Source organism: Chryseobacterium soldanellicola (genome assembly GCF_900100115.1).
GTDB classification, from domain to species: domain Bacteria; phylum Bacteroidota; class Bacteroidia; order Flavobacteriales; family Weeksellaceae; genus Chryseobacterium; species Chryseobacterium soldanellicola.
This window is the reverse complement of record NZ_FNKL01000002.1, coordinates 51,625-74,654: the sequence shown is the minus strand read 5'-3', so window position 1 is coordinate 74,654 and position 23,030 is coordinate 51,625. Positions and strand designations below refer to the sequence as shown.

26 protein-coding genes are annotated in these 23,030 nt (G+C 35.2%); 21 read left to right on the top strand and 5 right to left on the bottom strand.

All coding sequences use genetic code 11. The annotated features are described in order from the left end of the window. The first annotated feature begins 9 nt into the window (after positions 1–9). The 19 genes from paaC to BLT04_RS04995 all read left to right on the top strand — a co-directional run bounded on the left by paaC (position 10) and on the right by BLT04_RS04995 (position 17,009). Positions 10–759 carry a 1,2-phenylacetyl-CoA epoxidase subunit PaaC gene (paaC, locus tag BLT04_RS05080; protein WP_089754392.1) on the top strand — a complete coding sequence of 250 codons (750 nt, stop codon included), beginning with the start codon at positions 10–12 and terminating at the stop codon, positions 757–759. A gap of 37 nt (positions 760–796) precedes the next feature. Next, on the top strand, positions 797–1,324 hold the full coding sequence (locus BLT04_RS05075; protein ID WP_089754390.1) for a hypothetical protein: 528 nt from the start codon (positions 797–799) through the stop codon (positions 1,322–1,324). Positions 1,325–1,472: 148 nt separating this feature from the next. Then, complete coding sequence (gene paaD, locus BLT04_RS05070; protein WP_089754387.1) at positions 1,473–1,937, top strand: 1,2-phenylacetyl-CoA epoxidase subunit PaaD; 465 nt, start codon at positions 1,473–1,475, stop codon at positions 1,935–1,937. 133 nt (positions 1,938–2,070) lie between these two features. After that, positions 2,071–2,871 (top strand): enoyl-CoA hydratase/isomerase family protein, encoded by an 801-nt coding sequence (locus BLT04_RS05065; protein ID WP_089754385.1) that lies wholly within the window; start codon positions 2,071–2,073, stop codon positions 2,869–2,871. A gap of 111 nt (positions 2,872–2,982) precedes the next feature. Continuing rightward, positions 2,983–4,113 (top strand): 3-hydroxyacyl-CoA dehydrogenase NAD-binding domain-containing protein, encoded by a 1,131-nt coding sequence (locus BLT04_RS05060; RefSeq protein WP_089754383.1) that lies wholly within the window; start codon positions 2,983–2,985, stop codon positions 4,111–4,113. A gap of 102 nt (positions 4,114–4,215) precedes the next feature. After that, a complete protein-coding gene (locus BLT04_RS05055; protein ID WP_089754381.1) occupies positions 4,216–4,530 on the top strand; it encodes a hypothetical protein in 315 nt (104 codons plus the stop codon). Positions 4,531–4,532: 2 nt separating this feature from the next. Beyond that, a complete protein-coding gene (locus BLT04_RS05050; protein WP_089754379.1) occupies positions 4,533–4,946 on the top strand; it encodes a PaaI family thioesterase in 414 nt (137 codons plus the stop codon). 89 nt (positions 4,947–5,035) lie between these two features. Continuing rightward, positions 5,036–6,241, top strand: coding sequence for a 3-oxoadipyl-CoA thiolase (gene pcaF / locus BLT04_RS05045; protein WP_089754376.1), 1,206 nt, complete (start codon positions 5,036–5,038; stop codon positions 6,239–6,241). A gap of 209 nt (positions 6,242–6,450) precedes the next feature. After that, positions 6,451–7,044: an acyltransferase gene (locus BLT04_RS05040; RefSeq protein WP_089755532.1), complete on the top strand. Its 594-nt coding sequence runs from the start codon at positions 6,451–6,453 to the stop codon at positions 7,042–7,044. A gap of 19 nt (positions 7,045–7,063) precedes the next feature. Further along, positions 7,064–7,891, top strand: coding sequence for an alpha/beta hydrolase (locus BLT04_RS05035; protein WP_089754374.1), 828 nt, complete (start codon positions 7,064–7,066; stop codon positions 7,889–7,891). Between the two features lie 12 nt (positions 7,892–7,903). Continuing rightward, complete coding sequence (locus BLT04_RS05030; RefSeq protein WP_089754373.1) at positions 7,904–8,185, top strand: hypothetical protein; 282 nt, start codon at positions 7,904–7,906, stop codon at positions 8,183–8,185. Positions 8,186–8,193: 8 nt separating this feature from the next. After that, positions 8,194–10,689: a phenylacetic acid degradation bifunctional protein PaaZ gene (gene paaZ, locus BLT04_RS05025; RefSeq protein ID WP_089754371.1), complete on the top strand. Its 2,496-nt coding sequence runs from the start codon at positions 8,194–8,196 to the stop codon at positions 10,687–10,689. Between the two features lie 206 nt (positions 10,690–10,895). Then, on the top strand, positions 10,896–11,057 hold the full coding sequence (locus tag BLT04_RS19195) for a bacteriocin-like protein (protein WP_449384765.1): 162 nt from the start codon (positions 10,896–10,898) through the stop codon (positions 11,055–11,057). A gap of 135 nt (positions 11,058–11,192) precedes the next feature. Then, positions 11,193–11,558: a hypothetical protein gene (locus BLT04_RS05020; protein WP_089754369.1), complete on the top strand. Its 366-nt coding sequence runs from the start codon at positions 11,193–11,195 to the stop codon at positions 11,556–11,558. A 138-nt stretch (positions 11,559–11,696) separates the two neighbouring features. Then, entirely contained in the window at positions 11,697–12,071 is a 375-nt protein-coding gene (locus tag BLT04_RS05015) for a hypothetical protein (protein WP_170828435.1), read from the top strand. A 160-nt stretch (positions 12,072–12,231) separates the two neighbouring features. Beyond that, a complete protein-coding gene (locus tag BLT04_RS05010) occupies positions 12,232–12,768 on the top strand; it encodes an SMI1/KNR4 family protein (RefSeq protein ID WP_089754365.1) in 537 nt (178 codons plus the stop codon). Positions 12,769–12,814: 46 nt separating this feature from the next. Beyond that, entirely contained in the window at positions 12,815–13,585 is a 771-nt protein-coding gene (locus BLT04_RS05005; RefSeq protein ID WP_089754364.1) for a DUF4241 domain-containing protein, read from the top strand. A 2-nt stretch (positions 13,586–13,587) separates the two neighbouring features. Continuing rightward, entirely contained in the window at positions 13,588–14,274 is a 687-nt protein-coding gene (locus BLT04_RS05000) for an SMUG2 DNA glycosylase family protein (RefSeq protein ID WP_089754362.1), read from the top strand. Positions 14,275–14,312: 38 nt separating this feature from the next. Next, positions 14,313–17,009: a DEAD/DEAH box helicase family protein gene (locus tag BLT04_RS04995; RefSeq protein ID WP_089754360.1), complete on the top strand. Its 2,697-nt coding sequence runs from the start codon at positions 14,313–14,315 to the stop codon at positions 17,007–17,009. A gap of 48 nt (positions 17,010–17,057) precedes the next feature. Here the strand turns inward: BLT04_RS04995 and BLT04_RS04990 are convergent, their stop codons facing one another. From BLT04_RS04990 to BLT04_RS04970, 5 genes are all read right to left on the bottom strand, one after another. Next, positions 17,058–17,993: a phosphatidylinositol-specific phospholipase C gene (locus BLT04_RS04990; protein ID WP_089754358.1), complete on the bottom strand. Its 936-nt coding sequence runs from the start codon at positions 17,991–17,993 to the stop codon at positions 17,058–17,060. Between the two features lie 164 nt (positions 17,994–18,157). After that, positions 18,158–18,988: a T9SS type A sorting domain-containing protein gene (locus tag BLT04_RS04985; RefSeq protein WP_089754356.1), complete on the bottom strand. Its 831-nt coding sequence runs from the start codon at positions 18,986–18,988 to the stop codon at positions 18,158–18,160. Positions 18,989–19,025: 37 nt separating this feature from the next. Beyond that, on the bottom strand, positions 19,026–19,565 hold the full coding sequence (locus tag BLT04_RS04980; protein WP_089754354.1) for a phage tail protein: 540 nt from the start codon (positions 19,563–19,565) through the stop codon (positions 19,026–19,028). Positions 19,566–19,614: 49 nt separating this feature from the next. Next, positions 19,615–20,157 carry a phage tail protein gene (locus BLT04_RS04975; RefSeq protein WP_089754353.1) on the bottom strand — a complete coding sequence of 181 codons (543 nt, stop codon included), beginning with the start codon at positions 20,155–20,157 and terminating at the stop codon, positions 19,615–19,617. Positions 20,158–20,442: 285 nt separating this feature from the next. Then, on the bottom strand, positions 20,443–20,787 hold the full coding sequence (locus BLT04_RS04970; RefSeq protein ID WP_089755531.1) for a hypothetical protein: 345 nt from the start codon (positions 20,785–20,787) through the stop codon (positions 20,443–20,445). 486 nt (positions 20,788–21,273) lie between these two features. On the opposite strand from BLT04_RS04970, the gene BLT04_RS04965 reads away from it, so the two are divergent. Then, positions 21,274–22,038, top strand: coding sequence for an enoyl-CoA hydratase/isomerase family protein (locus tag BLT04_RS04965; protein WP_089754351.1), 765 nt, complete (start codon positions 21,274–21,276; stop codon positions 22,036–22,038). 251 nt (positions 22,039–22,289) lie between these two features. After that, the gene (locus BLT04_RS04960; RefSeq protein ID WP_089754349.1) at positions 22,290–22,907 is read left to right on the top strand and encodes a hypothetical protein; all 618 of its coding nucleotides are present in this window, start codon (positions 22,290–22,292) and stop codon (positions 22,905–22,907) included. The last annotated feature ends 123 nt before the right edge of the window (positions 22,908–23,030 follow it).

Genomic DNA, 23,030 nt, shown 5'->3' with positions numbered 1-23,030 from the left:
CTATAAAAAATGAACCCATTATATAATTATTTATTAAAACTAGCGGACGACAGTTTCATCATGGGACAGCGTTTGTCTGCGTGGTGCGGTGAAGGTCCTTATTTAGAGGAAGATATTGCATTAACAAACATCGCGTTGGATGAACTTGGACAGGCGAATAACTTTTACGTTTATGCTTCAAGAGTGATTGACAACGGTAAAAGTGAGGATGATTTAGCATTTTTGAGATACGAACACGAATACGTAAACGCACATTGGGTTGAACTTCCGAATGAAGATTATGCGCAGACGATTCTTAAAGTGTATGTTTTCGCCGTATATCAGAAATTAATGTACGAGGCATTATCCAATTCTGCTAATGAAGAACTTTCTGCCATCGCTCAGAAATCTTTAAAAGAAGTAAGATATCATTATACTCACGCTGCATCATGGATGAAAATTTTCGGACAGGGAACAGAAGAAAGTAAAACCCGTTTAGAAAAAGCAATCGAAAATATCTGGGAATATTCAAAAGGGTTATTCGCAAAAGTGGAAGGAGAAGATGACTTAATTGCTTTAAATATCGCTCCAAATGTTGATGCTCTTTATGAAGATTTCCTTGCTATTACCAAAAGAGATTTTACAGATTTCGGATTAGAATATCCTGCGAATCCTTTCATGCAGCCAAAATCAAGAACAGGATATCATACAGAATATTTCGGATTTATGCTTTGTGAATTGCAGTATATGCAGAGAGCATATCCGGGTTGTACATGGTAAAAATACAAACCTAACAGATTTAAAAGTAATTTATGAAATGGCTATATCAAAAGATATTAGAGAGGGTCTAAATATAATTCTTAATGAAGCATCAATCATAAATATTGAATTTAATGAAATCGAAAATTATATATTCTGCAAATTCGAACTTTTAAGAGAAAAAGACAATAAAACTCCAAATATTGCAAATTTTAAATTTGAAAATATTTTTAGATTTGTTGCGAAATATTCTGAGAAAGTAGAAGATATTATCAAGGTAAAAAAAATTAATCCAAATGAAATTTCATATTACGTTGAAAAATTTATTAATAAAGATATTTACGGATGGGATTTTGTAAATATAGAAAAATCAAATTTTAATTTTGAGAATTCTAGCTTCGATTATATAACATCTGAGAGTTATGACGAGCAAGATTCGATTGAATTATTTCAAGATGATTTTGATGAAGATATTGAAATAAAAATTTGGTTTGGAAAATTTGAAATTTTTAATGAATTGTATCAGAAAATAAGCATTGAGGATTTAATTTTAAGACAGAATAAAATTTGGGATTCTATTTTTTGAGTACCTTTTAAATAAATAATCTTTATAACAAGATTCTATTTTTATTACAGATTTTATCAGAATATATAATAAACTATACTATTTTAAATTGATAAACTTGTTTGAATTAATAAATTTATTTTTAATATAAACTTTCAGATTAAAAAGATTGAAAAATCCTTTAGAAATATTAAAACAAGTCCCCGATCCGGAAATTCCGGTAATCAATATCGTGGAGTTGGGCATTGTAAGAGAAGCGAAAGTTACCAGCGAGAATTCTTGTGAAATAACGATTACGCCGACATATTCTGCCTGTCCCGCTATGTTTACCATTGAGGAAGATATCATGAAAATCATGAAAGAAAATGGTTGGGATGCGAAAGTAGTCACCAAAATGTTTCCGATTTGGACAACAGACTGGCTGACGGATGAAGCGAGAGAAAAACTTCGTGTTTACGGAATTTCACCTCCCGAAAAAGGAGCCGATGAACATCACATCGGGAAACCGAAAAAATGTCCGCGTTGTGGTTCTATGAATTCAAAACAGATTAGCCGATTTGGGTCTACGCTATGTAAGGCCTCATATCAGTGCTTAGACTGTTTGGAGCCTTTTGATTATTTTAAATGCCACTAATTTAATATAACAATATAATAATGTAGCAATTGACCAATATGTTCAGCATGACATTATAATTGTTAGACTGTTAGATGGATAAATTGTTACATTATGACTAAATTAGAGCATTGTTAAATTAAAGAATTAAACTATGTACACACAACTCGATATCGAATCGCATTTTGACGGAAAGCTGAAAATTGCTTATCTGAATCAACCGGACACAATGAACGCGCTTACAAAACCATCTTTATCAGATCTGAAAGATTTTATTAAAGAATGCAGCGAAGATGAAACTGTAAGATGTGTTGCCATTTCAGGAAGAGGAAGAGCTTTTTGCTCCGGTCAGAACCTGGATGATGCTTTCGTACAGGGCAATGAGCACCATGACAATGACATTATCAGAAAAATTGTAGTAGATTATTACAATCCTTTGGTGACGGAAATTACAAAATGTAAAAAACCTGTTGTCGCATTGGTAAACGGTCCTGCAGTGGGAGCCGGAGCGATGTTAGCGTTGATTTGTGACTTCGTTTTAGCGGTTGATAAATCATATTTTGCGCAGGCATTCTCCAATATCGGTTTGATTCCAGATACGGGAGGAACGTATTTCTTACCAAAATTATTGGGAAGACAATTGGCGAATTATTTGGCTTTCACAGGAAAAAGATTATCTGCTGAAGAAGCAAAATCTTATGGTTTGGTTGCAGAAGTTTTCAACGAAGAAGAATTCGCTCCAAAATCAATGGAAATCCTTGAGAAAATGGCCAATATGCCGACTGCAGCAATTAAATTAACTAAAAAAGCTTTTGCTCAATCATACCATAATACATTGAGAGAACAGCTTGAATTAGAAGGTGATCTACAGCAGGAAGCAGCTGAAACAGAAGATTTTAAAGAAGGCGTAAGTGCCTTTTTACAAAAAAGAAAACCTGATTATAAAGGAAAATAGGAATTAATATAACAATGTACCAATGTAGCAGTTTACCAATTGAGATGCTTCGACAGGCTCAGCATAATAGGACGTGATTGTTACATTGTTACATTGATACACTGTTACATTATGAATATAGGAGTTATCGGTGCCGGAACGATGGGAATCGGCATCGCACAAGTAGCCGCCACGAACGGATGCCAAGTTTGGGTCTATGACGCCAACGCAAAACAAGTGGAAACCGCAACCGTAGGGTTGGAAAAAACACTGACTAAATTGGTGGATAAGCAAAAAATTTCGGCAGAAAAAATGACTGAAATTTTAGCTAATATTTCCATCGCTACAGAATTGAAGGACTTCAAAGATTGTGAATTAATCATCGAAGCCATCATCGAAAACAAAGAAATTAAAACCAAAGTTTTCACGGAATTAGAGAAACACGTTTCAGAAAGCTGCGTGATCGGTTCTAATACATCATCCATTTCCATCACCTCTCTCGGTGCAGAATTACAGAAACCGGAGCGTTTCATCGGAACTCACTTCTTCAATCCGGCTCCATTAATGCCTTTGGTTGAGGTTATTCCATCTTTATTAACACAAAAATCTTTAGCGGAAAAAATCTACAATCTAATGAAAGATTGGGGTAAAACTCCTGTAATTGCCAAAGATATTCCTGGATTTATCGTGAATAGGATTGCCCGTCCTTATTACGGTGAAGGGTTGAGAATCGTTGAAGAAAACATCGCAACAGTAGAACAGGTTGATGATGCCATGAAAAGATTAGGTAATTTCAAAATGGGTCCTTTTGAATTGATGGATTTAATTGGTGTTGACGTTAATTTCTCAGTTACAAAAACAGTTTACAACGAATATTTCTACGACCCAAAATACAAACCCTCTCTTCTTCAACAAAGAATGTCCGAAGCAAAACTTCACGGTAGAAAAACCGGAAAAGGCTTCTACGATTACAGTGAAGGGGCTGACAAACCTGTCGCTCAAAAAGATGATGCATTGTATCAGCAAATATTTTTAAGAATTATTTCAATGTTGATCAATGAAGCGGTGGAGGCAAAAAGATTAGGTATTGCGAATGATGAAGATATCGAACTGGCAATGCAGAAAGGAGTAAACTATCCAAAAGGATTATTAGCTTGGGGAAAAGAAATCGGTTATTCAAAAATCTCCGAAATCCTGCAGAATCTTTACGAAGAATATCAGGAGGAAAGATATAAACAAAGCCCGTTACTGCGTAAAATGTAACAATATACCAATCTAACAATGTAGCAATTTGTTTGTCATTGTGAGCAAAGCGAGAATCTCATTGGTAAACTGTTACATTGCTAAATTATTGCATTAAAAAAAATGAATATAGACGGAATCAGAGCCGAGTTAGAAACAAGACTTCTTATTGAAAAAGAATACATCATTAAGGGACTTTTTTCCATGAATGATGATCAGGAAAAACTTGAATTATTGGGGGAATTTAATGAAAAATATAAACAATTGATTAAAAGAATTGCCAATGAAGAAGGAATTGATTTAAATGCTTCTTATTCAACCGAACATCCGTCAAATTCCGAAAATCTTTCAAACGAACAGATGATTCTTGGTAAAACCATGAGTATTTACGACAAATTGGTTGATGAATTATATGATAAAATAACAAGTGTAAATTAAAAATGAATCCAAGACAGGTTGCAGAATATATGTTCGATCAGGATTATTTTTCCCAATGGATGAATATCAAACTGATCGAAGTCAAAGAAAATTATTGTTTACTGGAAATGCCCATTAAAAAAGACATGATTAATGGGCTGAAAACGGTTCATGGAGGTGTTACGTTTGCTTTTGCGGATTCTGCATTGGCATTTTCGTCCAACAACACCGGAGATGCGGCTGTTGCCCTGAACTGTATCATCAATTTTACCAAAGCCGGAAAAGAAGGCGATGTTTTCAGAGCAGAAAGTATCTTGGTGAACGACACCAGAAAAACCGCTGTTTACGATATTAAAATTACCAATCAAAATCAAGAATTGATTGCAAAATTTGTCGGAACAGTCTATAAAATCGGAAAAAAAGTAACAGAATTATAAATAAGCAGTAAGCTTCAGGCAATAGGCAGTAAGCTTTGTTCAAAGCTGGTAAAGCCTACTGCATATAGCTTAAAGCCTAAAGCAAAATTATGAACAACGTATATATCATAGATTACATCAGAACCCCTATTTCGAAACTACAGGGAGGATTATCAGAAGTTAGAGCAGACGATTTGGCAGCGGTTGTCCTTAAGGAAATTGTTGCAAGAAATCCTGAAGTTCCTGTTGAGGAAATCGAGGACGTTATTTTCGGATGCGCTAACCAAGCAGGTGAAGATAACAGAAACGTAGCAAGAATGGGACTTTTATTGGCCGGACTTCCTTACAAAATCGGAGGTGAAACAGTAAATAGACTTTGCGCTTCAGGAATGTCCGCGGTAGCAAATGCTTTCCGTTCGATTGCTTCCGGAGAAGGTGAAATTTACATTGCAGGTGGAGTAGAGCACATGACGCGTTCGCCTTATGTAATGTCAAAACCAAGCGCAGCTTTCGGTAGAGACAGCCAGATGTTTGATACGACTTTCGGATGGAGATTCGTTAATCCAAAAATGAAAGAAATGTATGGCGTTGACGGAATGGGCGACACCGCTGAAAACTTAGCAGATATGCATAATATCAGCCGTGAAGATCAGGACAAATTTGCCCTTTGGTCACAACAGAAAGCAACAAAAGCTCAGGAAAGCGGAAGACTGGCAGAAGAAATTGTAAAAGTTGAAATTCCTCAAAAAAAAGGTGATCCAAAAATCTTTGATAAAGATGAATTTATCAAGCCGACTTCTTCAATGGAAGGATTAGGAAAACTTCGTCCTGCTTTCAGAAAAGAAGGAACGGTAACAGCAGGAAATGCTTCCGGAATGAATGACGGAGCGGCAGCTCTTATTTTAGCCAGCGAAGAAGCCGTTAAAAAATATGGTTTAAAGCCAAAAGCTAAGATTTTAGGATCTTCTGTTGCCGGTGTTGAACCAAGAATTATGGGAATCGGACCAGTTGAAGCGACTCAGAAATTATTAAAAAGATTAAATCTCTCATTAGAAGATATGGATGTTATCGAACTGAACGAAGCTTTTGCTGCTCAATCTTTAGCAGTAACAAGAAGTTTAGGGTTGAAAGATGACGATTCAAGAGTAAATCCAAACGGAGGGGCGATCGCAATCGGTCATCCACTTGGAGTTTCCGGAGCAAGAATCATCGGTTCTGCAGCCATAGAACTTCAAAAACAAGATAAAAAATATGCATTGTGTACCCTTTGTATCGGCGTCGGACAAGGCTATGCAATGGTAATTGAGCGTGTCTAAAAATGACATTTAAACTTTTAGCGTTAAGCAAATTTCAAAATTACCGTTAAGAAAAGTTTTATGTTTGAGCGAAGCAAGTTTTAAACTTTTTAGGGAATTTTTCAATTTGTAGCATAAAAGTTTACAGTCTTGAATTTTTGGTTCTTTTGTTTGACTACGTCGAATCTTCGATTTCAAGACAAAAGAATTTAATAATAAAATTAAATAAGATGAATATCTACTCATATCACGGCATTCGCCCCATCATAAAGCCATCCGCTTACATTCACCCTCAAGCGGTGATTATCGGAAATGTGGAAATCGGTGAAGAAGTTTACATCGGTCCAAACGCAGTAATCCGTGGCGACTGGGGTAAGATTATCATCAAAGACGGGGCAAATGTTCAGGAAAATTGTACACTTCACGTTTTTCCGGGTATTGAAACGATTTTGGAAGAATCTGCACACATCGGTCACGGTGCGATTATCCATTCCGGGCATATTGGTAGAAACTGTCTGGTTGGAATGAATGCTGTTGTGATGGACAAAGCCGTTATCGGTGATGAATGTATCATCGGCGCATTGGCTTTTGTGCCTGCCAATTTCAGATGTGAAGCGAGAAAATTAATTGTAGGAAGTCCGGCAAAAATCATCCGTGATGTTTCGGATGAAATGATTAAATGGAAAACGGAAGGAACAAAGCTCTATCAGGAGTTGGCAAGAGAAGGAAAGGATGCGATCCTGCCTTGCGAACCGTTTACAGAATATGTACAGCAGATCCCAACAAAAATTGTTGATTACAGCATTTGGGATGATGTGAAATAATTCAACTTCAAAATTAAATATGATTAAAAAGATTCTTATTTTCTGTAGTATTTTATTTGCATTTCAAAGTATGGTTTTCGCCCAAAACGGAAATGTAAAACCATTAACTATTGGAGAAATCAGAACAATAAATTCTAAAATTTTAAATGAAGAAAGAATCTTAAACATCTATCTTCCGCAAAATTTCGACAAAACAAAATCGTATCCGATTATCTATCTTTTGGATGGAAGTATGAATGAGGATTTTATTCACGTAACGGGTTTGGTGCAGTTCTTTAATCAAATGTATTCCATGCCGGAAACAATTGTAGTCGGAATTGCCAATATTGACAGAAAAAGGGATTTCACTTTTCACATCGATTTAAAAGATTTACAGAAAGATTATCCTACGACAGGACATTCTGATAAGTTCATTAATTTCCTGGAAAAAGAATTAAAACCATATATCGAAAGTCAGTTTAAAACGACCGATACTTACATTTTCGGACAATCACTTGGCGGACTTCTGGCAACAGAAATTTTATTGAAAAAACCGGAAATGTTCAACAATTATTTTATCATCAGCCCGAGTTTATGGTGGGATGATGAAAGTCTTTTAAAGCAGGCCAATCAATTATTAACTAAAATACCGGATACAAAGAAATTTATTTACGTTTCTGTAGGAAAAGGTGAACATCCGGTGATGATTAAAGATGGCGAAAATTTATTTGATATCCTGAAAAAATCAAACAAAAAAAACTGGACGGTAGAATATAAAATGATGGAAGGAGATAATCACGCAACGATTCTTCACAGAAGTTTGTATGAAGGTTTGGTGAAAATGTTTCCTTATCATGAACCGAAATAAATCAACGTTGGAATGATAACTGTTTTAAAGAAATATTGGCTTTTAATTCTGATTGTATTTATTGCAATTAATTTTTTGGGATTTTATTTAATTAAAACTTCACCAGATTTTTTAGATATATATGAGCATGCAGAACCTGAAGAAGTAATCCAAAAGTTTAAGACGAAAGAAAATATTTATTCAATTTTTTTCGGCTTTCTCTTTATTTTAGATTGTTGGTTAATAGTATTTATTCCTTATCTGATCATTAGAGAAGTTTTTAAACCTAAAATATTAAAATCAAGTAAAAAGTAAAAAACTATATGGAAAAATTAAAAAACTATATCCACGGCGAATGGGTAGAAGGTACCGGAAACGGAATTCCTTTATACAATGCCGTGACAGGAGAGCAGGTTGCTGTTTCAGATACGGAAGGGCTTAATTTTGAGCAGGCGCTGGATTACGGTAGAACGGTAGGTTACAAAAATCTTTCTTCAATGACATTCTATGATCGTGGGGAGATGTTAAAAAAAGTAGCGCTTTACCTTTTAGAAAGAAAGAAAAAATATTACGAATTATCATATAAAACCGGAGCAACACATGTTGATTCTTGGGTGGATATTGAAGGAGGTTTCGGTACTTTCTTCACCTATTCCGGGTTGGCGAAAAGAATGCTTCCAAATACCCCGTTTTGGGTGGATGGTGATACGCAGAAGATTTCTGCGAACGGAACTTTCTTAGGAACTCACATTTTAACACCGAGTGAAGGCGTTTCTGTACAAATCAACGCTTATAATTTTCCTGTTTGGGGAATGTTGGAAAAATTATCCACTTCATTATTGGCGGGTGTACCAAGTATCGTAAAGCCTTCTCCGTATGGTTCATATCTAACCAACGCAGTTTTCCAGGACATGGTCGAAAGCGGAATTCTTCCTGAAGGAGCCGTTCAATTGGTTTGTGGTGAACCGGGAAATATTCTGGATTATGTTAAAGATGGAGATTCTGTATTGTTTACAGGTTCTGCAACGACAGGTAGAAAATTGAAGTCTTTACCTTCTGTTTCAGGGAATTCTGTTCGTTTCAATATGGAGGCCGATTCTTTGAACTGTTCAATTCTTGGTTTGGACGCAAAACCGGGAACGCCTGAATTTGATTTATTCATCAAAGAAGTCCGTAACGAAATGACGACAAAAGCCGGACAGAAATGTACGGCGATCAGAAGAATTATCGTTCCTGAAAACCTGGTTGGAGATGTTCAGAATGCTTTATCTAAAGCTTTAGATCAAACTAAAATCGGAAGCCCGTTAAGCCGAGAAACCAGAATGGGCTCTTTGGTAGGAAAACAGCAATATGACGAAGTTCTAAGAAAAATAAATATCTTAAAAACTGAAAATGAGCTTGTTTATGACGGACAGCACGAATTAGTAGATGCCAACTATGAAAATGGCGCATTTATGAGTCCGAAATTGTTCTTAAATGATTCTCCTTTCACTAAAAATATCTCTCACGATGTCGAAGCTTTCGGTCCGGTTTCTACATTAATGCCTTACAAAGATGCGGAAGAAGCTGCAGCGTTGGCAAAAAGAGGAAAAGGAAGTTTGGTAGGTTCAATTGTATCTTATGATAATGAATTTGTGGCAGAAACTTCCTGGAAAATGGCTTCTCAGCACGGTAGAATTTTCGTGCTAAACAGAGATAGCGCTAAAGAAAGTACAGGTCACGGTTCACCACTTCCGACTTTGATGCACGGAGGTCCCGGAAGAGCAGGTGGTGGTGAAGAAATGGGCGGACTGAACGGTCTTCATTTCTTCCTTCAAAAAACGGCCATTCAAGGTTCGCCGGACGTTTTGACGGCCATTACGAAAGTATATCAGCAAGGAGCAGAGAAAAAATTTGCTGACAAACATCCTTTCCAGAAATATTTTGAAGATGTTGAGGTCGGGGATTCTCTTGAAACAGCCGGTAGAACGGTTACTGATGCCGATATCGTTAATTTCTCTAATGTTTCATGGGATCATTTCTATGCACATACGGATGCTACGAGTTTAACGGGAACTATTTTCGATAAAACAGTTGCTCACGGATATTTCATCCTTTCTGCGGCAGCAGGATTGTTTGTTTCAGGGAAAAAAGGACCGGTTATCGCCAATTACGGATTAGAAAACTGTTCGTTCTTTAAGCCTGTTTATGCAGGAGATACAATTACGGTTTATTTAACGGCAAAAGAGAAAATCAATCGTGGAGTAAAAGGAAGAAATATACCTTCCGGTGTTGTAAAATGGCTGGTTGAGGTTGTCAATCAGAGAGATGAGATTGTTTGTGTGGCAACGATTTTGACGTTGGTGGCAAAAAAATCCCCTTTCATCGATTTAAACATAAAAAATATTCAGAAAATTGTAAATGGTTTAACCGAAAATACGCAGCCAAATTGGGGTAAAATGTCTCCTCAGCAAATGATAGAGCATTTAGAGCACAGTGTTTTGGTAAGCATTGGCGAGCCGGAAGCCGATAAATGTTTCACTCCTGAAGAGCAGTTGGAAAAATGGCAGGATTCTCTGTACAATCACAGAAAAATGCCGAAAGATTTTCCTGCGCCTTTCTTAGCGGAAGATGAAAAGTTGCTGGATTTAAGACATAAAAACCTTGAAGTTGCCAAACAGTCTTTCATGGATAATTTGAAGAAGTTCTCCATTTATTATAAAGAAAATCCGCAGGCTGAGCATATGAATTTTGTTTTCGGAACATTAAATAAAGAAATGTGGGAACTGATTCATAAAAAACATTTTACGCATCATTTTGAGCAGTTTGGATTGGTTTAATCTAATTAATTTACAGTATAACAATGTAGCAGTTTAACAATAAATTGCTGCATTTTTTTTGCAATGAGAATTTTTAAGAATCAAAATAAAATCTAATGAGCTGAAAAATTGTATAGTTATGTGAAGTTTATATTAAAAATGAGTAACTTTAGTAGGCGGAATCCGAAAAGCGTATAGAGTAGGAAAGAACATCAAAAACTATTACTATGAAAAATTTAAAAAAACTTTCAAGAAATGAATTGAGATCTCTTAAAGGCGCCGGTCCAAACTGGGCTTGTCTGCCTAATTCTTGTCCTCCGGGAAGTTGTTGCCTCCCTGGAAGATGGCCAGATATTCCGAGAGCATGTTATATATGTGCTGATTCTTAAATTTAGATTGATTTAATTTAAAATATAATTTTTTTATTATCCCTTTTGGTTTTATACTGAAAGGGGTTTTTATTCACAAATTATTGAAATATTTATTGAAAATTTATATTTTTATTAAACTAAAAAATTTTTACCATGAAAAAAACAATTTTAATAATTGCAGGTGCATTATTTTTTGCATCCTGTAGTAATGAGAGCTTAGCCATTACATCTCAGGAGAATTTGCAGACTGATGCAATGAAAAATTTCAGACAGGCAATGATTAATATGAGCAAACCTGAAAATTTAGCAACGCCTGAGGAACAACGAATGAAAAATTTTCCGGAAATGAGTGATAGAAGGAAAAGCTTGCTTTTACCGGTTGCAAAAGAACTTATACAATCTACGGGAATCAGCGATTCTCATATAAATACAGAAACTTCAGGAGATAAAGGAGCCATTATAAACTGGGCTTTGGATATTTATATTGAGAATACAAAACCTTCAAAACATAAAAACTAATCGCTTAAATTTAAAATTAACATGAAAAATATAATATCACTTTTTCTATTGTGCTTCAATGCTCTTTTATTTGCACAGACTAATCATTTTAAAATAACAAATTTTTCCTCACATGACATTTCGTTTGTAGCAGTAAGTATGAATCTTTCGGAACCACTAATGAATTGTGTTCCTATTATATACAATGAAATTCCTGCTGTATTGCCGGCTGGGCATTCAATTTCGTACAGTCAGATTAATGACAGTCTTGTAAACGATCTGCCAATAAGATATTGGCATCTTGTAGGAGGTAGTTTTGAAGAAACTTATGATCTTACATTAGCACCATTAAGTACTTCTGATACCGATCTTGTTAGTTGGCATCAGGTAATTATCTATGCTCCAAACGGGCAAGATTATACTTTGGGTGGAGGATGCATGGGTGGAGGAATTTATAATATTACGGCAGGTGGTATCAAAGCTGAATTCAATCTTATCTCTGGTGTTGCAGATGTCGTTATTACTGATGATTAAATAGTTTATGAGTTTCAAGATCCTTGTCAGGATTAAAAACTTGACAAGGATTCTAAGCATCTTTAATGTCCATACAAAATCTTAGTTGAAGAAGTGTTTTATTAAAAAATGATAGTTACTTTTACAGTAAAATCAGAATCTCATTTATCTAAAACAAAATATGGAATTAAAATTTTTCAAAGACTTCGATTTTACAGATTTCTGGAATGAAAGCAGTTATTCGGTAAGAGATTATATCGAAGAATATCCGGATGATGAAATGATTGCCTCAATCGAAAAAGAATTGGGCTATAAATTGCCTGCGTCCTACATTGAATTAATGAGAATTCAAAATGGCGGACTGGTTGATAAATCCTGCTTTCCGACAACAGAAGGCAATTCCTGGGCAGAAGATCATGTTGCGATTACAGGAATTATGGGAATCGGAAGAGAGAAAACATATTCTGTTTGCGGAGAGCTCGGAAGCCAGTTTATGATCGATGAATGGGGATATCCTGCAACCGGGGTTTATATTGCAGATTGCCCTTCGGCAGGGCATGATATGATCTTACTAGATTATTCAAAATGTGGAAAAGACGGCGAACCCGAAGTGGTGCATATCGATCAGGAAAATGATTACAGAAAGACATTTTTAGCTAAAGATTTTGAAACTTTTATTAAAGGCTTAAAGGATGAAGAAGAATTTGATACCGAATAAATAAACTGTACTTTTAATTATTAACTCAATTTAAAATAGTAAAAAAATGAACGAAAACTGGATGCAGAAGTATGAGGAAGTTAAAGATATCTTGGTTTGCCCGACCGACCTGGAAACTTATTTTACTTTACATGAAATCGCGGGACAGCCATTAGAAACCATGGAAATCGGGAACGTTTCTCTTCCTTCCGGGAAAGTTGTGGTGAGAGATCCTCTTGTTTCTCTGAATGCAAATCAATCGCCTTATTTTATTCAGGCTCCGAAAGGAAATTTCCCTGTTACCATTGCCGTTGTGAAATCTGAAGATTGGGGAGACAGATATGCAGTGGTAAAAGTTGAATTTACAAAACAAAAACCCGTTATCTACAGAGAAGCTTTAGTCGGGATTGAAGAATTGGAAGGCGTAACCGAAGATGATTTTTTTGGTTTTGGTGTAGATGCCGGTTTGGGTTGTATTACTGATGCACACGTGCTTCCTTATGTAGATAAATTTGTAGCTGAGGCAGAGGTCGACAATATGTATGATGATTATTTTGCAGAGCTTTTCGCACAAAGTTATAAAGATCATCCCAACAATCAGAGAGATGCCGGTGACTGGATCAATTGGGTGATTCCCAATACAGATTATCAGATTCCGATGTTTGCAAGCGGTTTTGGTGACGGAAGCTATCCCGTTTATTTTGGCTACGATGAAAATGGAGAAATTTCCGGACTATATATTCAGTTTATTGACATTGAGTTGGCCTTAAGTGAAGAAGGTGATGAGGAAGATTATGATGATGATCAACCTGAAAATTTCGTGTTTCTTAAGGATTAATCATGAATAAATCTTTTGCTGATAAAGTTATTGATTTTAACCAGAATTTAAAATATGACGGAAATCTTCCCGATGATTTTCAGGTCCTGAATCCTTATCTGGATAATCCGGAAACGATGGAAGTCATGCAAAAGTTTTATGAAAAATATTACAATGATTCCAACCGGAGAAAATTCATTGTTGGCATCAATCCGAGCCGTCACGGAGCAGGTGTTACGGGGGTTCCGTTCACAGATACAAAACGTCTGGAAAGCGTTTGCGGCATTAAAATGGAATCCGCTCACACGCACGAGATTTCCTCAGTATTTATGTATGACATGATTGCAGAATATGGAGGCGCCGAAGAATTTTATAACGATATTTATATTAATTCACCTTTTCCTCTTGCGATTGTCAGAAAAACAAAAACGGGCTGGCTTAATGCCAATTATTATGATGATAAAAGATTGTTTGATGAGGTAAAAGATTTTATGATTGATTCTTTAAAAAAACATATCAGCTTACATCTCGACACGTCAGAAGTTTTTATTTTAGGAAAGAAAAATGCAGATTTTATTGCAAAACTTAATAAAGAAGCCAAGCTTTTTGATAAAATGACAGTTTTGGAACATCCGAGATATATTCAGCAATATAAATTAAAGGATAAACAATTGTATATTGATAAATATATTTTAGCTTTGAAAAAATAGAAGCAAAACATAAAGGGTTCTAATAAAGTTCTTACTGAATGAATTCATTTCCAAAAGATTTAAAGTTTAAATATAACTGGAGAAAATACCAAAAAACTTTTCTAGATAATGCAAAAGATTATTTATCTGATAATCATTTACATATTGTTGCGCCTCCTGGCTCAGGGAAAACCATTCTTGGTTTGGAAGTCATGTTACGTCTTAACAAACCTACGCTCATTGTTGCGCCAACTTTAGCAATAAGAAATCAATGGGTTCATCGATTTTGCGAATTGTTTTTAGATCAGGAAAATGTTCCCGATTGGATCTCAACAGATATTAAAAATCCAGGTTTTGTTACGGTCACAACATACCAAGGTATTCACTCAGCATGTAATAACATTAAAGAAAATGAAACTGAGAACGAAAATTTGGATGAAATTTCTTTCGACGGCAACCTTTCAAGTGTTTTAAAAAATCTAAAGAAGCAAAAAATAGGCACCTTCATTCTTGATGAAGCTCATCACCTGAAAAATGCATGGTGGAAAAGTTTGATTGAACTTAAAACTAAAATTAATCCAACGCTTGTTGCACTTACTGCGACCCCTCCCTTCGATGTATCTATTGCGGAATGGCAAAAATATATTCAGCTAAATGGAAATGTTAACGTAGAAATTTCAGTTCCGGAATTGATGATAGAAGGAGATCTTTGTCCACATCAGGATCTTGTCTATTTTACTTTGCCAACTAAGGCTGAACAAAATAAAATTGAAAATTATTATCAACATGCCAAGGACTTTTTCGAGGAAATTAAAAATGATAAAGTTCTTCTCCATGCCTTAGAAAATCATCCTGTTTATCGGAACCCAGAACTCTATCTTGATTGGATTTACGAAAATCTGTCTTCATATACTTCGGGGTTGGTTTATTTAAATTTCAGAAGAAAGAAAATTGAAGATATTCATTTTGAAATCGTTGGTGATCAACAGAAATTTGTTCCTCATTTTGATTTTTTCTGGCTTGAAGAATTAATTGATTTTTATCTTTTTGTAGATGAAATTAATTTTAAACAATTTGAAAAACATCGCACCAATCTCGAAAACAGATTAAGAAGAAATGGTTTTTTGGAGAAAAAAATGGTGAGTTTTTTCAATAATAAAAATTTAACGCAAATCTTTAATTCAAGTATCGGAAAGCTTCAGGGAATAAAAGAAGTGGTGGACTTTGAATATTCAATACTCAGGGATAATTTAAAGATGGTAATTCTTACAGATTTCATTAAAAAAGAATTTCTAACGAATAATATTCAAAATAATTTTGAATTGGATAAAATTGGAGCAATTTCTATTTTTGAAAAATTAAGAAGAGAAAATCCTGATAAGAAAAAGATAGGAGTTCTTACGGGAAGCATTGTAATTATTCCCAAGACGTCCAAAAATATTTTTATTGAATTTTGTAATAAAAAAGAAATTTTTAATGTTTCAATTTCTGAACTTCCGTATGACAAGGATTATTTCTTAATCAATATTACAGATCAAGTAAGACACGATATTGTTCACATGATCACAGAGATTTTTCAATGTGGTGAAATTCAGATTTTGATTGGGACAAAATCACTCTTAGGAGAAGGTTGGGATGCTCCGAAAATGAATTCCCTAATTCTCGCAAGTTTCGTAAGCTCATTCGTTCTTTCAAACCAAATGAGGGGAAGAGTAATTCGGACGGATAAAGATAATCCGCATAAAACAGGAAATATTTGGCATCTTGTGTGTTTTGACGAAAAAAGTGAAAACGGAGGACAGGATTTTGATATTTTAAAAAGAAGATTTAAAACTTTCGTTGGAGTTTCAAATAATCATGATCCTTCTATTGAAAACAGTTTTGAAAGACTAAATATTAAAATAAATGAAGAAAAGAAAGAATTTTCATTGATCAACTTGCAAACATTTTCTTTTGCGAGAGATCGAGAAAATCTTTCTAAACGTTGGAAAAAAGCTTTAGATAAAGGGAGTATTTTAATCGAAGAAATACAAATCCCGATTGGAAAGTTGCCGGAAAATGAAGAAATGAAAATGAACTATTTGAAAAAAATGATAGGAAATTTTTCAGGAATAATGCTTTCGACTTTCTTTACGTTTTTGTATGAGGTTGTTTCAGAAGTGGCGAAATCATTCGATGATATTCATTCGATGGATGGTTTTTTCAAGGTTTCTTTGATTGCCGGTATTATGGGAATGGTTGTTTATGGAGGAAAATTTTATAGAGCAACAAAACAATATTTAAAATATAAAAACATTGCAAAACATCTTGAACTAATAGGAAATGTTGTGCTAAAAAGTCTTATCAATCAAAAAATTATTCAAACACCTATTGAAAAATTAAAAATAATAACTTCAAGTGATGTTTATAAAAATTCGATCTGTCATTTGGAAGGTGGAACCAACTATGAAAAATCACAATTCATTCAGACGTTACAGGAGCTGATAACTACGGTTGATAATCCGAGATATTTATTAGAACAGAAAAATAAATTCTTTTTTTGGAAGAAAAGTTTATATTTTCCCGTTCCTGAAGTTTTTGCGAAAAATAAAAAAAATGCAGAATTTTTCCAAAAAACGTGGCATAAGACTTTCGATAAATCTGATTTAATTTTTACAAGAACAATCGAAGGCAGACAAATCTTATTAAAATTAAGATTTCAATCTTTAATGAAAAGAAATGTACAGATAGAACATCTTCACAAATGGACAAGATAAAAAATCCCTTGAAAAAATCGAGGGATTTTCATTCGTGTTTAATCGTTTTTAAGCTTCTGCGGAAACCGGAGCTGCAATTTTAAATTCATTGCAGTTGATGAGAGCGGTGATCAGTTTTTTGTTATCAGGATGTTCCGGATAATCCATCGGGATGATTCCGTATCTTCCCCGTGAATGATTTTTTATGTAGTCTAAAAATAAAGGATTCACCACTTTTGCCAGGTCCCAAGGTCTTGTTGTATCAGGTAAAATACCTCCTGAAAAGCCTGTTCCGCTTGAAAAATTAAAGTATAATCTGTCTTGTTCTCCGTTTGCTGCAGCAATTAAAGCAGGCTTTACATGTTGGGTAAATTTATCTTCCCTTTCTTTACCCCAGCTGTAATAAGTGTCTTGTACATAATATTTAATACCATTATTTTCAAAAGGAGCTGTGGCATCATTGGGCCAATTGTCAAATAAATTTAGTCCGTCATGTGAGCTGTTCACTTTTCCTGTTGCAAACCTTTTTACAAAAACAATTTTTCCTCTTACATCATCCAGCGTGGGGATTTTGTTTTCCCTGCAGAAAAAAGAAGGGTAATTGTTGGCTATAGTAATATTAAAATCATTGTAAAATTTCTCCTGTTTGTCTTCGTTTGTGGGATCAGATTCATTTTTTACACACATAATGATGGTTTCTTCTTTATTCTTTTTCAGAAAATCCACAAGCATATTGATAACCTGTCCGAAGTGAAGATTTAAGCCCAGGCTGCCGTGATAAAACCATAAAACATGATCTTTATCCGCATCGTATCCTCTTTTCAGGCGAAAATCCAAAAAACGGATTCCTGAATTCAGCTGATCTGTAAAGCTCATCGTCTGGCATTGTGCAGGCATAAAAGCAGTGTCGTATGTTGCGCTGTCGTGAGTTCCCGGTATGGTAAGCTCTGTGAGTTTCTTTTTACCGTCAATATAACTCATCCAATTTTGGGTAAATGTGTTCATGGTTTTTGTTTTTAATTAATATTTTAATGATTGATTACTTTTTTTAAATAAAAAATCCCCTGAAAAATCAAGGGATTACATCACACTTAAGCATTAAATTATCACGGATAATCACTTATATTAAAAGTTTTCATGGTTATTCAACTTTAATGATAAGCTTTTACCTATTTTTTAATGATTTTATAAGATTCCGAAGAAGATTTTATTATATAAACTCCTTTTGGAAGTTCCGAAATATTGGTTTCGTTGATCCCTTTTTTAGCTTCGATCGTTTTTACCAGCTGTCCGGATTGTCCATACACCTCAAACTTTGCGCTTTCGGCAGTTTCAATCGTAAGAGGGCCGTTTGTGGGGTTAGGATATATATTTGTTGCTTTGGTTTTAGAAGCTTTTACATCGTTTGCCCCCAAAACAATCCCTGTGTCTTTTACCCAGGTAAAGGAATCAAGGCCGCCGTAAGTGTATAAACCACCAAGGGTAACCTGAAGCTGATCGATAACGATGTTGGAATAATTTTGCCCGTTAAGATTCGTTAAATCAATTAATGTATAACCGTTTGTAGAGCCTAAGGAAGTGGCAAAACCTGTGGTTTTTGTTTGTGTAAATTTGGTTACTCCGGATAATTTACCGGTAACAGTAAGTGTTCCTGAAACGGTCTGGTTTAAGCTTGTATCAGATAAAAAGATCCAGAATCTGTTAACTTTAAATAAATTTGAAGTTGTTTTGATGCTGAATGATGCTCCTACTGCAATGTTTCCCGCTCCGGAATTGTCAATATATCTGTTGTCATTAGCCGTTCCGCTCCATCCTGTTCCCGGATAATTCGCCTGGATGTCGAATCCTCCTACATGAGTCAGGATGTTGAAAATAACTCCGTTGTCAGTAAAACTTGTACTGTTTTGAGATTCTGTCTCAAATTGTTCTGTACTTGTCTGCGCAAAGGTGAAAGTAGAAATGAGCAGACTACAGATTAATAAAAAAGTAGTGCTTTTCATGATTTTAAGTTTTAGGTTGTTTTAAATTTATTTTTTTTTAATCTCTTGAAGGGAATATTCCTGCAACACAGATAATGTAGTTTAATCCTAAGTAAGGAGGCATGTTGTTAATCGGTAAATTCTGTCCCTGAAAGAAAACCGATTTTGCATTAATCATTGTGTCAGGGTCACCGTTTACAAAGCTTGGAACTGCCGTGAAATCTCTGCCCACCGTGTTTCCGGTAATGGCAATCGATGTGCTCAGTGAAGGTGTTGAAGAATTGGCATTTACATTCGCTACTCTTAGCTGGCTGTTGATGCTTGGCAAATTTGAGGAAAGAATCGTAGTTTGAGGAGATCCTGCCGCTTGACCAAGCGTGAATGTTCCTATACTTGAGCTTCCTGCCCCGATCGGGTAACGGCCGTTTAGATTCGGTAATGCAAAAGTAGTGACACCGTCACCACCGTAAGTAGTGCCTAAAATTGCAAAAAGTGCCGAGTTTTGAGCAATGCTTAAAAGAGCTCCGTTGCAATACATAAAGTTTCTTGGAGGGAAATTGCCCGCAAACAATTTGATAACTCCCATCATTTCTTCCATAATAGTATAATTTTTCAGTTATTAATTTATTTTTTATAATGTTTTTTAATTACGGTCTTGAAGGGTAAATTCCTTGTACACAGATAATATAATTTAATCCTAAATAAGGAGGCATATTGTTGATCGGAATATTCTGGCCAACGAAAGAAACAGATTTTGCGTTAATCACCGTATCGGGATCTCCGTTTACAAAACTGGGAACGGCTGTAAAGTCTCTTCCTACAGTAGTTCCGGTAACACCAATAGACGTGCTTGATGAAGGGGTTATAGAATTGGCATTGGATCTGGAAACCATCATCTGGCTGATAAAGCTTGGCAGGTTTGGTGTAGTTATAGTTGTTTGTGTTGTTCCGGCCTGTACTCCTAAAGGGTAATATTCATTAGAATTTACATTTCCAGTTCCTATTGGGTAACGGCCTTTTAAGTTGGGTAAAGCAAAAGTTGTTACTCCGTCTCCGCCATAAGTTGTTCCCAGGATTGAGAAAAGTGCCGAGTTCTGAGCAATGCTTAATAAGCTTCCGTCACAAAGCATAAAGCCTTTGGGAGCAAAGTTTCCTGCAAATAATTTGATTACTCCGATCATTTCTTCCATGATGATATATTTTTCAGTTATAAATTTCCCTACTCTGTTATTGGCTTTTCGGATGTCGCCATATTTTTAAGAACCTTTTTTTCGTCTTTATTGACAATTCAAAGGAACAACATATGCAAAGCCCCGGGTAGAGTATAAAACACCAAATTAACGGTTCAGTATTTCTACGTAATCAACCTTTTAAAGATAGGAAAAAAAACCTTCAGATTAATCTGAAGGTTTATAATTTTATAATAAAATGAATATTTAATTGAAAATAATTCAATAATTCCACTTTACGGTTGATTATTTTTGCTGTACAGTTGGCTCAACATAATCTTCCGGAACAGCGTCCTCGCTTAAGTTTACGATTCTTGTCACGGCAAAAGAATTAGGCCCTGTCTGTAAAATTGCAAACTGACTGTATGATGTCCCGGACGATTCATAAGGTGTCGCAACAATATCACCGGATGGAGTTTTAACGGTCGCTGTAATTTTCGTTAATAAACATACACCTCTGCTGCTTGCTTTCCAGGTGGTAAGCGGAGTTACTGTATAATTATCGTCTGAACAAAAAATACTTGCATAAGAAACTTTACCTGATACAATGTAATTTGTTGAATTTTTGATTTCTACTAATGGATAAGACATGGTGTTAATTTTTTTAGTTTTATTTCCTACTCTTTTATGGTTTTTCGGATTCACCTGTTCATGTTTTTTATGAAGCTTCTTTAAATGAACACTACAAATTTACATTTGGTTTACAGTAAGTTATAGCGTAAATACTACCAAATTATCTTTCCAGTATTTATACGGAGTCGGTTTCAACAGTATACATTTTGAAGGTAAATCGTTAATAATTAATTTTTCAGCTGCATATAAATTCACGATTCACTCATTGACAATTCACTTTTCTAGCCCCGATAGTAACGACTACCCCGCAGCTGGGAGGGGAAGGGTTGAGGGTTTAGGTGTTGGAGCACGTTGGCGCGAGGAGTAAAAGTGGATAGCGGGAAACAGCTCCTTAAAAATTGCAGACAAATAAATGGCATCACAGAAAAATCAATTATCTTACGTAAACCTTCTCCAAAAGCGGCACATTTAGTATTTTTGTAAGAATTCAAATAAATCTAAATAATGAACGAATTTGTAGTAGCTGAGATTAAAAACAATATTGCCGAGATCACTTTCGGAACCCCAAAAAGTAATTCTTTACCCGGAGCCATCCTTGAAAAATTAGCACAGACCATTTTGGATGAAGGCAAAAAAGATGAGGTGAAAGCTATTTTACTGAAAAGTGAAGGCGAAAAAGCATTCTGCGCAGGAGCAAGCTTTGACGAGCTTTTGGCAATTGAAGAGCTGGAAGCGTCTACAAAATTCTTTGGAGGTTTTGCTAAAGTCTTGAATGCCATGAGAAACTGCGGAAAAATCGTAGTCGTAAGAGTTCAGGGAAAAACAACGGGAGGTGGAGTAGGAATTGCCTGCGGAGCCGATTATTGCTTTGCTACAAAAGATGCTGCATTGGCTTTAACAGAAATTAATTTAGGAATCGGGCCATTCGTAATCGGGCCGTATGTGGAAAGAAAAATAGGGAAATCTCAGTTTTCTGCCATGGCAATCGATGCAGATTTCCGATCCGCAGAATGGGCAGAGCAACATAATGTGTACCATTCAGTTTCAGAAAATATTGCTGAAATGGATGTGAAACTTGAAAAATTTTTGCAGACGCTGGCCTCAAGAAGTGAAGATGCTTTGGCTTTAATTAAAAAAGTATCCTGGGAAGGAACGGATCATTTTAACGAATTGATGCCTGCCAGAATTCACATGAGCGCAAGCTTGATCCTGGAAGATTCTGCAAAGAAAAATATAGAATCAATTAAAGAAAAATTAAGAGCAAAATAATCTTAATTCTAATAAAAAAGCCATTGAGAAATCAGCGGCTTTTTAATTTATGCTTCAAAAAAATACAGGATGTTTTTGTTTCCGAGTAGAATACCTTTGCGAATCATAAAAACAGTCAGTTGTTAAAAATCTTTGTTGCTTTGCATTAAAAAGAAGCATTATGTTTAAAAGTGGGTATTAGTAAAAATTATTTCCAAAAATATTTTGAAGATTAAAAATAAATTATAACTTTGCAATTCAAAGTTCTTTATATGGATTCAAAAAACTATCACGAAGACTTATCGCACATTCGTTCCATGATGGAACGTTCTTCCAGATTTATTTCCCTGAGCGGACTGTCTGGAGTGGTTGCCGGTTTGGCAGCGATCATTGGTGCAGCTTATGTTTATTTTGTTTTTCAGCGAGAAGGAATCGATTATTTTGCGGGTCAGAGAAATTTTTTTGGCCCGGCATTGGTTCGTGAATTGGTCGTGATAGGAACTTTGATCTTATTAACAGCCATTTTAAGCGGATATATTTTTACAGCTAATAAAAGCAAAAGAAAAGGTCTCAAAATCTGGGACGGCACAACAAAGCGCCTTCTTTTTACTTTTGCAGTGCCTTTGGTGACGGGCGGAATTGTTTGTCTTGCGTTGCTTTTTCATCATCTTTTTGTATGGATCGCACCTGCAACACTTATTTTTTACGGATTAGCCTTGGTAAGCGCTGAAAGATATACTTTAACCGATATCAAATATTTAGGATACTGCCAGATTGTTCTTGGGCTGTTATCGATGTTTTTCCTGGGTTGGGGATTGGTTTTCTGGACAATCGGCTTTGGCGTTTTGCATATTGTTTACGGCCTGATTATGCATAAGAAATATAAATAAATTATGAATTATGAATTATGAATTATGAATTATGAATTATGAATTATGAATTATGAATTATGAATTATATTCGCTAAAACTCTAAAACTCTAAAACTCTAAAACTCTAATACTCAAAAACCCT

Excerpts from the sequence above, each read along its gene's own strand:
- paaC (WP_089754392.1), top strand. The coding sequence starts at position 10 with ATGAACCCATTATATAATTATTTATTAAAACTAGCGGACGACAGTTTC.
- BLT04_RS05075 (WP_089754390.1), top strand. The coding sequence starts at position 797 with ATGGCTATATCAAAAGATATTAGAGAGGGTCTAAATATAATTCTTAAT.
- BLT04_RS05065 (WP_089754385.1), top strand. The coding sequence starts at position 2,071 with ATGTACACACAACTCGATATCGAATCGCATTTTGACGGAAAGCTGAAA.
- BLT04_RS05060 (WP_089754383.1), top strand. The coding sequence starts at position 2,983 with ATGAATATAGGAGTTATCGGTGCCGGAACGATGGGAATCGGCATCGCA.
- BLT04_RS05055 (WP_089754381.1), top strand. The coding sequence starts at position 4,216 with ATGAATATAGACGGAATCAGAGCCGAGTTAGAAACAAGACTTCTTATT.
- BLT04_RS05050 (WP_089754379.1), top strand. The coding sequence starts at position 4,533 with ATGAATCCAAGACAGGTTGCAGAATATATGTTCGATCAGGATTATTTT.
- pcaF (WP_089754376.1), top strand. The coding sequence starts at position 5,036 with ATGAACAACGTATATATCATAGATTACATCAGAACCCCTATTTCGAAA.
- BLT04_RS05040 (WP_089755532.1), top strand. The coding sequence starts at position 6,451 with ATGAATATCTACTCATATCACGGCATTCGCCCCATCATAAAGCCATCC.
- BLT04_RS05035 (WP_089754374.1), top strand. The coding sequence starts at position 7,064 with ATGATTAAAAAGATTCTTATTTTCTGTAGTATTTTATTTGCATTTCAA.
- BLT04_RS05030 (WP_089754373.1), top strand. The coding sequence starts at position 7,904 with ATGATAACTGTTTTAAAGAAATATTGGCTTTTAATTCTGATTGTATTT.
- paaZ (WP_089754371.1), top strand. The coding sequence starts at position 8,194 with ATGGAAAAATTAAAAAACTATATCCACGGCGAATGGGTAGAAGGTACC.
- BLT04_RS19195 (WP_449384765.1), top strand. The coding sequence starts at position 10,896 with ATGAAAAATTTAAAAAAACTTTCAAGAAATGAATTGAGATCTCTTAAA.
- BLT04_RS05020 (WP_089754369.1), top strand. The coding sequence starts at position 11,193 with ATGAAAAAAACAATTTTAATAATTGCAGGTGCATTATTTTTTGCATCC.
- BLT04_RS05015 (WP_170828435.1), top strand. The coding sequence starts at position 11,697 with ATGAATCTTTCGGAACCACTAATGAATTGTGTTCCTATTATATACAAT.
- BLT04_RS05010 (WP_089754365.1), top strand. The coding sequence starts at position 12,232 with ATGGAATTAAAATTTTTCAAAGACTTCGATTTTACAGATTTCTGGAAT.
- BLT04_RS05005 (WP_089754364.1), top strand. The coding sequence starts at position 12,815 with ATGAACGAAAACTGGATGCAGAAGTATGAGGAAGTTAAAGATATCTTG.
- BLT04_RS05000 (WP_089754362.1), top strand. The coding sequence starts at position 13,588 with ATGAATAAATCTTTTGCTGATAAAGTTATTGATTTTAACCAGAATTTA.
- BLT04_RS04995 (WP_089754360.1), top strand. The coding sequence starts at position 14,313 with ATGAATTCATTTCCAAAAGATTTAAAGTTTAAATATAACTGGAGAAAA.
- BLT04_RS04990 (WP_089754358.1), bottom strand. The coding sequence starts at position 17,993 with ATGAACACATTTACCCAAAATTGGATGAGTTATATTGACGGTAAAAAG.
- BLT04_RS04985 (WP_089754356.1), bottom strand. The coding sequence starts at position 18,988 with ATGAAAAGCACTACTTTTTTATTAATCTGTAGTCTGCTCATTTCTACT.
- BLT04_RS04980 (WP_089754354.1), bottom strand. The coding sequence starts at position 19,565 with ATGGAAGAAATGATGGGAGTTATCAAATTGTTTGCGGGCAATTTCCCT.
- BLT04_RS04975 (WP_089754353.1), bottom strand. The coding sequence starts at position 20,157 with ATGGAAGAAATGATCGGAGTAATCAAATTATTTGCAGGAAACTTTGCT.
- BLT04_RS04970 (WP_089755531.1), bottom strand. The coding sequence starts at position 20,787 with ATGTCTTATCCATTAGTAGAAATCAAAAATTCAACAAATTACATTGTA.
- BLT04_RS04965 (WP_089754351.1), top strand. The coding sequence starts at position 21,274 with ATGAACGAATTTGTAGTAGCTGAGATTAAAAACAATATTGCCGAGATC.
- BLT04_RS04960 (WP_089754349.1), top strand. The coding sequence starts at position 22,290 with ATGGATTCAAAAAACTATCACGAAGACTTATCGCACATTCGTTCCATG.